Source organism: Fischerella major NIES-592, assembly GCF_001904645.1.
Lineage (GTDB): Bacteria > Cyanobacteriota > Cyanobacteriia > Cyanobacteriales > Nostocaceae > Fischerella > Fischerella thermalis.
The window spans coordinates 19,064-31,118 of record NZ_MRCA01000027.1; the positions used below are offsets into that span (position 1 = coordinate 19,064).

The 12,055-nt window shown below is 39.2% G+C and carries 12 protein-coding genes and 1 CRISPR repeat array; of the genes, 9 read left to right on the forward strand and 3 right to left on the reverse strand.

Annotation, left to right across the window (positions count from 1 at the left end; all coding sequences use genetic code 11):
* Positions 1-289: 289 nt before the first annotated feature.
* The 6 genes from yidC to NIES592_RS25510 all read left to right on the forward strand — a co-directional run bounded on the left by yidC (position 290) and on the right by NIES592_RS25510 (position 5,697).
* The gene (gene yidC, locus NIES592_RS23590) at positions 290-1,498 is read left to right on the forward strand and encodes a membrane protein insertase YidC (protein ID WP_062244556.1); all 1,209 of its coding nucleotides are present in this window, start codon (positions 290-292) and stop codon (positions 1,496-1,498) included.
* Complete coding sequence (locus NIES592_RS23595; RefSeq protein ID WP_062244559.1) at positions 1,498-2,016, forward strand: Jag family protein; 519 nt, start codon at positions 1,498-1,500, stop codon at positions 2,014-2,016. Before yidC ends, NIES592_RS23595 begins: the two co-directional genes overlap by 1 nt.
* A 162-nt stretch (positions 2,017-2,178) precedes the next feature.
* Positions 2,179-2,685, forward strand: coding sequence for a YceD family protein (locus tag NIES592_RS23600; protein WP_062244562.1), 507 nt, complete (start codon positions 2,179-2,181; stop codon positions 2,683-2,685).
* A 275-nt stretch (positions 2,686-2,960) separates the two neighbouring features.
* On the forward strand, positions 2,961-4,475 hold the full coding sequence (locus tag NIES592_RS23605; protein WP_062244567.1) for an AAA family ATPase: 1,515 nt from the start codon (positions 2,961-2,963) through the stop codon (positions 4,473-4,475).
* Positions 4,476-4,618: 143 nt separating this feature from the next.
* Positions 4,619-5,152 (forward strand): SH3 domain-containing protein, encoded by a 534-nt coding sequence (locus NIES592_RS23610; protein ID WP_073557085.1) that lies wholly within the window; start codon positions 4,619-4,621, stop codon positions 5,150-5,152.
* Positions 5,153-5,520: 368 nt separating this feature from the next.
* Positions 5,521-5,697, forward strand: a complete 177-nt coding sequence (locus NIES592_RS25510) for a hypothetical protein (protein ID WP_009458185.1) — start codon at positions 5,521-5,523, stop codon at positions 5,695-5,697.
* Between the two features lie 135 nt (positions 5,698-5,832).
* On the opposite strand, the gene NIES592_RS25515 is transcribed toward NIES592_RS25510, so the two are convergent.
* Together NIES592_RS25515 and petN are read right to left on the reverse strand one after the other, a co-directional pair.
* Entirely contained in the window at positions 5,833-5,994 is a 162-nt protein-coding gene (locus NIES592_RS25515; RefSeq protein ID WP_178379620.1) for a hypothetical protein, read from the reverse strand.
* A 7-nt stretch (positions 5,995-6,001) separates the two neighbouring features.
* On the reverse strand, positions 6,002-6,091 hold the full coding sequence (gene petN, locus NIES592_RS23615; protein ID WP_012408302.1) for a cytochrome b6-f complex subunit PetN: 90 nt from the start codon (positions 6,089-6,091) through the stop codon (positions 6,002-6,004).
* A gap of 154 nt (positions 6,092-6,245) precedes the next feature.
* Between petN and NIES592_RS23620 the strand changes: the two genes are divergently transcribed.
* Together NIES592_RS23620 and NIES592_RS23625 are read left to right on the forward strand one after the other, a co-directional pair.
* Positions 6,246-6,710 carry a hypothetical protein gene (locus NIES592_RS23620; protein WP_073557086.1) on the forward strand — a complete coding sequence of 155 codons (465 nt, stop codon included), beginning with the start codon at positions 6,246-6,248 and terminating at the stop codon, positions 6,708-6,710.
* 290 nt (positions 6,711-7,000) lie between these two features.
* Entirely contained in the window at positions 7,001-7,360 is a 360-nt protein-coding gene (locus NIES592_RS23625) for a phospholipid-binding protein (RefSeq protein WP_073557087.1), read from the forward strand.
* Positions 7,361-7,434: 74 nt separating this feature from the next.
* On the opposite strand, the gene NIES592_RS23630 is transcribed toward NIES592_RS23625, so the two are convergent.
* The gene (locus NIES592_RS23630) at positions 7,435-8,394 is read right to left on the reverse strand and encodes an alpha/beta fold hydrolase (protein ID WP_073557088.1); all 960 of its coding nucleotides are present in this window, start codon (positions 8,392-8,394) and stop codon (positions 7,435-7,437) included.
* 307 nt (positions 8,395-8,701) lie between these two features.
* On the opposite strand from NIES592_RS23630, the gene NIES592_RS24805 reads away from it, so the two are divergent.
* Complete coding sequence (locus tag NIES592_RS24805; RefSeq protein WP_143168399.1) at positions 8,702-8,950, forward strand: hypothetical protein; 249 nt, start codon at positions 8,702-8,704, stop codon at positions 8,948-8,950.
* Positions 8,951-9,010: 60 nt separating this feature from the next.
* Positions 9,011-12,036: a CRISPR direct-repeat array (repeat unit 37 nt; unit sequence GTTTCAATCCCTAATAGGGATTAGTTTAAGTTGCAAC).
* Positions 12,037-12,055: the final 19 nt, after the last annotated feature.

Sequence of the window (12,055 nt, forward strand, 5' to 3'; positions counted from 1 at the left end):
GGGTGAAAGTATCTCCCCAACTGCCTACCTCCCCATCTTCAATAAATGTGCGGCTATCCGTAGTTGAATTACAGTCGCAGACAGATCCTGATTTCGATAAATTATATTCAGTCAGCCGATTTTAAAATTCTGGTTGGTAGCTGCTGGTTAGTTGTTGTAGAGACGTGCCATGGCAGGTACGTACATTAGTTAGTGGTAGATTGTCAATAATTCTCCCAAACAACAACCAACAAACAACTAACTTAAAATCGCTAGTTAATTTACATTACCTCAGGTTGAATTCAGAATAATGGATTTTGGTATCGGGTTTTTTTCCAACAACGTCATGTTGCCAATCATAGACTTGTTCTATAGCATTGTGCCAAGTTATGGATTGGCGATCGTAGCTTTGACGTTGATTATTCGTTTTGCACTATACCCTCTTAGTGCTGGCTCAATTCGCAATATGCGACGGATGCGAATCGTCCAACCTTTGATGCAAAAACGGATGCAAGAAATCAAAGAACGCTATAAGGACGATCCGCAAAAGCAACAAGAAGAAATGATGAATGTCCAGAAGGAATTTGGTAATCCTTTAGCTGGATGTTTGCCCTTACTTTTGCAAATGCCAGTGCTATTAGCGCTATTTGCGACTTTGCGAGGTTCACCTTTTGCCAGTGTTAACTACACAGTTAACCTACAAATCTTTCCTGCCGAACAAATCGAAAGAATTCAACCCCAAGCTTTTATGACTGCTCCCCAGAACATTTATGTTGCGGATGGGGAACATGTTAAGGTAACTGCGATTTTACCGGGAGGTAACAAATTAGCAGTAGGAGAACATACCAAAATTCAATACCAAACTGTTGATGGTAAGCCATTTCAAGAAGTATTGGCAGAACACCCAGACAGTAAATTGGTTCCCCAATGGAAAGTTACCAAAGGGGAAGACAGAGTCAAAATTGATGCTGAAGGCAATATTGAAGCCCTGCAACCAGGAGATGTGACTATAACTGGGACAATTCCAGGATTAGCAGCAGATCAAGGATTTTTGTTTATTGATGCCTTGGGCAGAGTCGGGGCAATTGATCCTGATGGCACTATTCATTGGGATATTGTCACAATGGTAGTGTTGTTTGGTGTTACCCTGTACGTCAGCCAAGTTCTTTCTGGGCAAAATTCCAGTGGTGGTAATCCACAACAGGATACAGTCAATAAAATTACTCCTGTGATCTTTTCGGGGATGTTTTTGTTCTTCCCCTTACCGGCTGGGGTGTTGATGTATATGGTGATTGGTAATATTTTCCAAACTCTACAAACTTACATCCTTTCTCGTGAACCTCTACCAGAGGAATTACAAAAAATTGTAGACACCCAAGAGAAACAGGCAGAAGCACAACAAAAAACATTGCCGTTTGAGCCAAAAAGTTCTAAAAAAGTTGAACCAAAGAGTTCTAATGAACAAAAGGGTTCAAAAAAAGTTGAACCAAAGAGTTCTAAGAAAAAGGCTACAGGTTGATGATGACCGATTCTCGGATGGCAAGAGGGCAGCAGTGGTTAAAAACATTGCTGCAACTTACTGGGATAAATACTGAAATTAAAGGCGATTTAGAAGTAGCTGCGATCGCTCAAGGTGATTCTCAAGAACCAGATAACTACTGGTTGACTATTGATCATACAAATTTGACACCAGAACAAGTACGGGTTTTGATTGGGCCTGATGGTGTAGTGCTAGATGCTATTCAATATCTGGCAAATTCGACTCTCAACTTAAATCAACCTCATGAGGAACAAGCCTCATACACGGTGGAATTAAACGGTTATCGTGTCAAGAGACAAGCTGAAGTTCGAGCGATCGCTGAAGCTGCTGCTGAACAAGTCCGGGCTACAGCAACAGAAGTGGAAATTAAATCCCTCAGTTCGGCTGAACGTCGCCAAGTCCATACCTTTTTAAAAGAGTTTAGTGATTTAGAAACTTTCAGCCGGGGTAAGGAACCCCACCGTAATTTAGTTGTACGCCTGGCATTACCCGAATAATTAAATTGTTGGTAGTTGATCGTTGATTGTTGATGGTTCCAAACAACCAACAACAAACAACAAACAACTAACAACCCGAATAAAGTTAAACTAGAGAAATGTTATCGGCAAAATAGCTGATATACAAAGACCACTTTTCGTGAGAATGTCTCACAGAATCCTATGGACGCAATTTATATTCCGCAGCTAACTAAAGCACCGGAGCGGACAGAGGAGATTCAGGTTAAAGAGTTTCTGTCTGGTTTGGATACCTTGACACCAGTTCGTGGTCGTGTTCGTGTGCAACATTGCGGCAATTATTTAGAAGTATCTGGTAAAGCAGAAACAATAATTACTTGTACCTGCAACCGCTGCTTACAAAATTACAATTATCGTCTTGTAGTTGATACCTCAGAAATCATTTGGTTAGACGAAACCGTAGAGCAAGAAGTTTTTTTGCCTTTAGAACGGGAAATAGCTGTGGAAGATTTAGTAGAAACCTTGTCTCCCCACGGATATTTTGATCCTCGTGAATGGCTATATGAACAAGTCTGCTTGGAAATTCCTCAGCGCCAACTTTGTGATACCAATTGTCCGGGGATTCAACCAAGTCATGATCCAGCCTCTACTAGCAATGTAGATCGTCGCTGGGCTTCTTTGGAAGCTTTGAAAAAGCAACTTCCTTCTTAGTCATTTGTTATTTGTGATTGGTCATTTGGCTATTTATTCGTTCCCAGTCTCCGGCTGGGAATAGTTTTTGGAAGGCTATATTTCACCTGAAGGTGGAATATAGCCACTTGTTGCAAAAGTCGGGAAAAGGTAAGTACTGAATTGCTGACTCTCGCTTTTGATGTATTCACCTCTCCAGAGAAAAAAGATAAAACAGTTGTGAAGAGCAACACAAACCTGAAAAATGAAATAAAGAACTACGCAAAATAACAACTCGTTAATAACATCTAAATATTATGAGCTTCCGTGAAGAGTTCAAACTGCTGCTCCGCGCCCGCTACCCTCTGATCTACATTCCCACTTACGAGGAAGAACGCTTAGAAGCCGCGATCAGCGAAGAAGCAGCAAATCAGGGAAATCGCCCGGTGTATACTTGGGATTTTGTGGATGGCTACCAGGGAAACCCTAACGATGAAGGCTTTGGGCGACGTAACCCTTTGCAAGCTTTAGAATTTGTCGAGAAAATTCCGGCTACTGCACCAGGAGTATTTATACTTCGGGACTATCATCGCTTTTTAGATGATGTGGCCATTGCTCGCAAACTCCGCAATTTAGCTAAACTCCTCAAGTCTCAACCCAAAAATATTGTCCTGTTGTCGCCGAAAATTGCGATTCCTGATGATTTAACGGAAGTTTTGACAGTAGTAGAGTTTCCTTTACCTAACGCTGCCGAAATTCGTTCAGAAGTAGAAAGGTTATTGATTGCTACTGGTCATTCTCCCTCCAGCAGATTTTTAGATGATTTAGTGCGCTCTTGTCAAGGGCTATCAATGGAAAGAATACGCCGGGTGTTGGCAAAAGCGATCGCAACTCATGGTGAATTACAACCAGAAGATGTGGATTTGGTGCTAGAAGAAAAACGCCAAACTATCCGCCAAACCCAGATTCTCGATTTTATCCCTGCTACCGAGCAAATCTCAGACATCGGCGGATTAGACAATCTCAAAGATTGGTTACTCCGTCGGGGAGGCGCATTTACAGAACGGGCGAGACAGTACGGATTACCGCACCCACGGGGTTTACTGTTAGTGGGTATCCAGGGAACAGGTAAATCATTAACTGCCAAAGCGATCGCTCATCATTGGCACTTACCCCTACTGCGATTGGATGTAGGACGACTATTTGCGGGTTTGGTAGGTGAATCAGAATCCCGCACACGTCAAATGATCCAAGTAGCCGAAGCCCTCGCCCCCTGTGTATTGTGGATAGACGAGATCGACAAAGCCTTTTCGGGGCTTGGTAGCAAAGGGGATGCGGGAACAACAAGTCGTGTTTTTGGTACATTTATTACCTGGTTAGCCGAGAAAACCTCACCCGTGTTTGTGGTTTCTACCGCTAACGACATCCAAGCTTTACCACCAGAAATGCTACGAAAAGGGCGCTTTGATGAAATTTTCTTCGTCGGTTTACCAACCCAGGAAGAAAGAAAAGCGATTTTCAATGTGCATTTATCAAGACTACGCCCACATAACATCAAACATTATGACATCGACAGGTTAGCGTACGAAACACCCGATTTTTCCGGTGCAGAAATTGAACAAACTTTAATCGAAGCTATGCACATTGGTTTTAGTCAAAATCGCGACTTTACCACCGATGACATTTTAGAAGCTGCTAGTCAAATCATACCCTTAGCCCGCACTGCCACCGAACAAATTCAACAACTACAAGAATGGGCTGCGGCTGGGAGGGCGCGTTTAGCATCGAAACACAGTCCTTTAAGCGATCGCATACAACGCCAGCTAAAATAGCGAATTATGGATTGGTTAGTAGTTAGTAGTTAGTGGGTGGGTAATGAACCACTAACCACTAACCACTGTAGAGACGTGCCATGGCACGTCTGGTACAACAGCCACCACGAAAAATACATTTACTTAGGGCGAAGTTTTAATTTATGTTGACTCAAATATTAAAGTATATTTTCGGATTTATATTAGCAATAGCAATTTTAATCGGTGGTGGGTTTGCTATGGCGCTGTATTTTATGAACCGAGTTTCTGCACCCCCACCAAAACCAATTTATGCAAATGACAATCCTGTAGTAAAAGCACAAGCTCCAAAATCCCAAACATCAAAAACCAATCAAGTATCCTTAGAACAATTTTCACCAACTCCTGATTCTCAAGCAACTCCTCAAGACACACCCAAACCAGAGTCATCACCAGAACCACTACCACCAGGAGCATATAAAGCACGTGTAACCTGGAAGCAGGGCTTACGTTTGCGAAAAGAACCAACAGCAGATTCCGAACCTACTGGAGGAGTTGCTTTTAATCAAAAAGTAATAGTTTTAGAAGAAAGCAATGACAAAAATTGGCAAAAAATTCGTTTGGAAAATGGAGAGCAAGAAGGTTGGGTAAAATCGGGCAATGTCCAAAAAATTGACGAACAAGATGATACTCAAACCGCAGAATCAACAGAGCAGTAGTAGGAATAATAGCACTTTTGTCGAAGTCAAAAATTATTTTTTAGAGTATTTTAATATGTTGTAAACCCAAAATTTCATAACCTGATTTTGCCTCATCCGACTTAGTGTCTTAGTGTCTTGGTGGTTAAATAAAATTTATCTTTTCACCACCAAGACACAAAGACACGAAGAAAACTTACAACTCACTTGAGGTAGGTTTTAGCTATTAGCCTGCACTTTAGTCGCGGGCTTTATTATAGCGAAATTATGTAAGCAAAAGTAAAGCTTAGTTGCTATATTTACCAAAAGGTCAATACTCAAAAAACTAGATGTTATTTTGAGGGAGATATAGTGCCTTGAATTAAAACTATTCACTCTCAAAGATAAATATGTATAATCGCAATTCCCAATCTGATTTGGTTGCTGCTGCTGTTACCGCAGCCTTAGGTGCTGGTGTGGTTACATCTTTTGCTGTTAGTCAAGGACAAAACCCTTTCCATGCTTTGGCAATTACTGGTTTAGCAGTACTGATTGCATTAGTTTGGGATTACTATCAAAAGCAATAATTTTTTTTGGTAAATATACAGAATTTATAGAGACGCTCCTTTTCCATCAGTCATAAGTTATTAGTAAACACAGGAAAACCTGATAACTAATAACTGATTACTGGTAATTATTGAAGCGTCTCTATTTGTAGAATTTCATCGCCGCTTTGGATTGGTGCGTCGGAGTTCGCGTTTTTCTTGTTCTTGAAGACGGCGATCGCGCCAATCAGCTAGCGTCAGATAACCAATTCCTCCAGTAACTACTATTAGTAGTACCAGAGCAACCAAAGCCAAAATATTTAGGAGTGGACTTTCCACGATACCTCTACAATCCGTTACGACCCCAAACTACCATTGCAATTGACCAAGTGAAAACAACCAACAGTGAAACCCATCCTAATGTCAAAATCTCCATAGTTGCACTTCTTAAGTTTATTTACAAAACTACTCCAATATTTATGATACTGGGAATTGGTTGGTAGTTGGTGGTTGATTGTTGGTAGTTAGTGGTTTACTCCCCACACTCCCCACACTCCCCACACCCCCCACCTCCCTATCTTTCCCGATTTATGAACAACACTTCAGATCATCTGATGGCAGAACGCCTAGAATCTTTAAAAGCAGGAATTTTGGCAGCTTTGTGTCTAATCTTAGCTTTCGGGGTCACTTCTTTGATTAACAGCCTAGTTTTAGCAAAGTATTTTCCTGCACTTCGTAGGCTGGGAGTTGAACTCCTAAATTTACAGTTTTTGGTGAGTGGTGCAATAGCAACTTTCTCTGGTTTACTGTTTGGCGTTACTTATCGATATATCATCCGTCAAGATCAAAACCCGCAACTCAAAAATGGAGCAGTGTTGGCTTTCGGTTTGGTACGAGGATTAGCTCAGGTAGATGTTGGGTTTGCTTGTAGTGGTGATGTGTTGCCGTTAGTTGCTATGAGTGTTGAGAGTGTATTATGGTTTAAAATTGCCGCGATCGCTCTTGATAAAGCTACGCAGCGAGGTTGGGTTAAACCTTTTTCATCTGATTTTTAATACTGATAAATTTGAGCATAAAACATGATGAAATGTTTTCTCATCGTCGATGTAGAGGCTAATTGCTCTGACGACAATTGCATTCCTAGACATGAAATGGAAATTATCGAAATTGGTTTTGGATATATGAATACACAACAATAGTTTAAGAATTTTTTACCACCAAGGCACAAAGACACAAAGATAACAATTTTTCATCTTAAGTCAATATCAGAATAAAGATAGATGTAATTTATATGTTTTGGTTTTTATATTGCATATGGTTGGTAAGTTTATAGGAGACAAAGTTTATGGGTTGGTTAAAAAGACTTTTTGGATTAGAAAAACCACAAAATGCTCAAGTAAATCCTGCTCCCCAAACTATACAACAACAGCCATCTGCACCTGCTGCTGCCCAGCAAATTGCCCCGGAACGGATGGGATTGAATGGAGAATATGATCAAAGTGGTTTAGCAAAGCGTGTAGCACTTGCATTTGATCAAGATAACCAATTAGATGATATCGATACCCTTTGGGTTGCTCAAACTGGTAGCACTGTTGTGTTAAAAGGTAAGGTTCCTAGTCAAGATATTCTCAATAAAATGGTTTCTGTGGCGCGAAGCGTCAATGGTGCGACGGCTGTTGATACCAGTCAAGTTACTATTGGCTAGTCTATAGTCTGGGGCTTTAGCGCTTTTAAGATTTTATGCTTTGGCGCTGAAGCGCTAACTACAAACTGAACACGTTAAAAGTTTTGAGCTGAACTAGTATCTAGTAAAGAGTTATCTTTGGATTGGCGATCGCTTAGTGAATTAATCCAATCTAAAATTGTTTGGTTGATTATCTCTGGATTTTCATCGTGGGGACAATGACCGACGTCTTCTATGCTCAGCAATTGTAAGTTCTTGTTATATTGAGCAAATTCATGGGCAAGTGCTGGGGGGACAAATTTATCTTTTTTTCCCCAGATTAATAACATGGGAATTGTTAAGTTAGGCAACATAGACTTGACACTCATGCCAAAATTAGGAGTGATTGTCGCTTTAAACAAAGCACTAAAAGCGCGGGCAGAACCCCTATCTTGGGGAGGCCCTGCTAATATTTCTACTAGCTCATCGGTAATAGCTTCTGGGTTAGCGTAGGCGATCGCAGCCCAACGCCGTAGTATGTTTGGTCTACGAACAAAATAAAATAGGGGTTTCATTAATAATGGTGAAGCCACTATATTTTTAATTGTGGCAACGACAGGATGCAGAAACGCAGGAATAGCTTCTTGCTCTAAAGATGGATCTGGTAAACTCATCATTACCACACCCTGCACCATCTCAGGATAAGTAGCAGCAGCAGCTAAGGAGACTAGAGAACCGAGAGAATTACCTATGAGAACGACAGGCTGCCGGATAAATGTTTTCCAAAAATCATAAACCTGTTCTACCCAAAGTTGGATACCATAATTCACGCAAGCTTTTTCGGAAGCGCCAAAACCCAGCATGTCAAGGGCGTAGACTGTGTGGTGTTCCCCCAATACTTCTAAATTGTGTCGCCAATGTCCAATAGAAGCACCAAACCCGTGTAGCAAAATCAGGGGTGTTGTCTGTTGGTGATTTTGGAGCGGACGAATGTAGGTGTAGCGAGTTTGCCAACCCCGCCAAACCCAGTCTCTTTGATTACCTACTCGTTGTTGCCAGTGAACTACGCTGTTCAAATTTGTCTCCTGATTTATCTTCCTAATTTCTAGCTTAATCGCTATTTTTGAGAAAATAAGGCAGGAGGGAAGAGGATAAAACTTAAGTACTCCTCGCTGATAACAATTACTTGCTAGCAAATCGATTCACGACTGCTGATATTGTGACTGGAGGGGTTTTGCTATGGGTAAAGAAGCTATGGATGTTATCAGATAGTGACTCCTTGAGTAAGTACTTAAACAATTTAATGCAACGTCCTGCTTTCAGGAGTGCCGATGAAGATTTTTACGCCAAGATAGCTCCCTTGGTATAGTTTTAACACAAGCTATGAATACTGCGGCGCTCGCAGTTATCCAAAGCGATCGCCTAACTCTCTGTTCCCTGATAAGCACCCCGATCGCAGTTCTTATCCTTCTACTCAACTGGGTGAAAGGCTCTCAAACTCTGGCTTGTCATGAGGATTTGGCTTTTGGCTGCCATCTTTCACCCCTCAGCAACTCCGTTTATGGCTCTGGTGGGAAGGTGCGATCGCACCTGCTGTTTCATTGTAACGTTAAATATACTTCATCAAAATAATTACCAACGCCGTTATTGTCTTTTCTAGCAGTATTTGCAATACAAATGTTTAGGTTTATAGTTTCAATCCCTAATAGGGATTAGTTTAAGTTGCAACTTTGTGGATGGCAGACAAGGAGGAGCACCCACCGGTGTTTCAATCCCTAATAGGGATTAGTTTAAGTTGCAACTTTGCATTTAAAACAGATAAGCAAGCATCTGCCCGTTTCAATCCCTAATAGGGATTAGTTTAAGTTGCAACTTACCAGATATAGGTTCTAGCAGATAGTCAACAAATTCGTTTCAATCCCTAATAGGGATTAGTTTAAGTTGCAACTTTACGAGGGAATTTTACAAACTCGGGTATCAGACAAGTTTCAATCCCTAATAGGGATTAGTTTAAGTTGCAACTGCTCTTCATTTACGCTAAAAACTGTACCATTAACATGTTTCAATCCCTAATAGGGATTAGTTTAAGTTGCAACAATAATTTCTTCTGGAGATAAATGAATATCTGATGTTTCAATCCCTAATAGGGATTAGTTTAAGTTGCAACAATTTAAATTCAATTAAAAGAATTTCTTTCAAGTTTCAATCCCTAATAGGGATTAGTTTAAGTTGCAACTATTTGATTACTGATAATAGAAAATAGTTGATAAGTTTCAATCCCTAATAGGGATTAGTTTAAGTTGCAACAGCTATACACACAGAAACTTGCAGAATTTACGGATATTGTTTCAATCCCTAATAGGGATTAGTTTAAGTTGCAACTATTTGATTACTGATAATAGAAAATAGTTGATAAGTTTCAATCCCTAATAGGGATTAGTTTAAGTTGCAACTTGGACATGACTTGTAGAACTATTTCAGAATTAAGTTTCAATCCCTAATAGGGATTAGTTTAAGTTGCAACATTCTTCTGATTGCCTATATATAGGCGATCGCAAGGCTGTTTCAATCCCTAATAGGGATTAGTTTAAGTTGCAACTGATATGGCTATCGAGCGTTTTACCGATTTTGAAAATGTTTCAATCCCTAATAGGGATTAGTTTAAGTTGCAACCCCCCAAGGGTGGAGTCTTTGTTACTCGATTTTTTGCGTTTCAATCCCTAATAGGGATTAGTTTAAGTTGCAACGACTGTATTTTGTGCTTCTTTTTCTGCTGATACAGAGTTTCAATCCCTAATAGGGATTAGTTTAAGTTGCAACTTGCCATGCGTAATGATGGATATATTTGGATTTGCGGCGTTTCAATCCCTAATAGGGATTAGTTTAAGTTGCAACGTTTAAAATTATTATTTAACCCTGTACTGAATACAATTGTTTCAATCCCTAATAGGGATTAGTTTAAGTTGCAACCAAAAATTATGTGGTTTCTGTGCAAAATGAGGCGAGAAGTTTCAATCCCTAATAGGGATTAGTTTAAGTTGCAACATCTCTTATTTTCCGCGTTGATTTTCAATATACTTTTTGTTTCAATCCCTAATAGGGATTAGTTTAAGTTGCAACTAGATGGGATCTAATTTTAAATAAATTTGAAGTAAGTTTCAATCCCTAATAGGGATTAGTTTAAGTTGCAACCTTCCCAATAACCTAAAGGAGAATCTGATGTGCAAAATTGATGTTTCAATCCCTAATAGGGATTAGTTTAAGTTGCAACGCAACGAATTCCTGGAGCATGATCATTTTCAGGCTCCCAAAGTTTCAATCCCTAATAGGGATTAGTTTAAGTTGCAACATACCAGTGATCGCATCCTTGATAGTATCTAAGCGGTTTCAATCCCTAATAGGGATTAGTTTAAGTTGCAACAAATTATTTGCATAAATCTATTATGTAAGATTTTGTTTCAATCCCTAATAGGGATTAGTTTAAGTTGCAACTTGAAGGAATTAGATCAAAAAATATGCCTTGCAGTTTCAATCCCTAATAGGGATTAGTTTAAGTTGCAACAAAATTATTGATTCACCTAATAATTATTCAGATTTCGTTTCAATCCCTAATAGGGATTAGTTTAAGTTGCAACCACCTGGTCAAGGCTTGGGTGGTTCTGGTACTAGCGTTTCAATCCCTAATAGGGATTAGTTTAAGTTGCAACTCTTAATATTTAAAGAAATTTTATCTAAAAATAAAGTTTCAATCCCTAATAGGGATTAGTTTAAGTTGCAACCCGTAGAAAGCAGGTTCTCAAATTTTTTTTATATAGTTTCAATCCCTAATAGGGATTAGTTTAAGTTGCAACCTTCTTTTGAATATTTAGATGAATCATCTAAATAAAAAGTTTCAATCCCTAATAGGGATTAGTTTAAGTTGCAACATGAGAAATTATTTGCATAAATCTATTATGTAGTATCTTGTTTCAATCCCTAATAGGGATTAGTTTAAGTTGCAACCCCATAATTATTTGGCTTTTTGGAGGAGAATATTAATGTTTCAATCCCTAATAGGGATTAGTTTAAGTTGCAACCTTACCATCGGTATACCTAGTAGTAGTTTTCGTTTCAATCCCTAATAGGGATTAGTTTAAGTTGCAACTGCCAGAACCCCAGCCCGTTTAGTCAAGTCAAGGTTTCAATCCCTAATAGGGATTAGTTTAAGTTGCAACCATGTTAGTTGGTGAGGCTAAGATAGGTAAGTCAAGGGTTTCAATCCCTAATAGGGATTAGTTTAAGTTGCAACTTTAAAAATTTTTCTTAAAAATGTAGGTATTGGTTTCAATCCCTAATAGGGATTAGTTTAAGTTGCAACAGTTTAGCTTAAACCGAGTAAAGGTAGTTGAATCGTTTCAATCCCTAATAGGGATTAGTTTAAGTTGCAACTCGTGAAAATAATTAATTATTCATATTTGATTTGTTTCAATCCCTAATAGGGATTAGTTTAAGTTGCAACGAAAATTCTTTATATTATCTTTCATAATTAAGAGTTTCAATCCCTAATAGGGATTAGTTTAAGTTGCAACCTATATGAGAAACATCAGTGTAGTCTTCTTGCTGTTTTTGTTTCAATCCCTAATAGGGATTAGTTTAAGTTGCAACTTTTTTTTCTTTTAGAAATAATATTAATAATGCAAAAGTTTCAATCCCTAATAGGGATTAGTTTAAGTTGCAACTGCTCAATTTAGAAGCCTT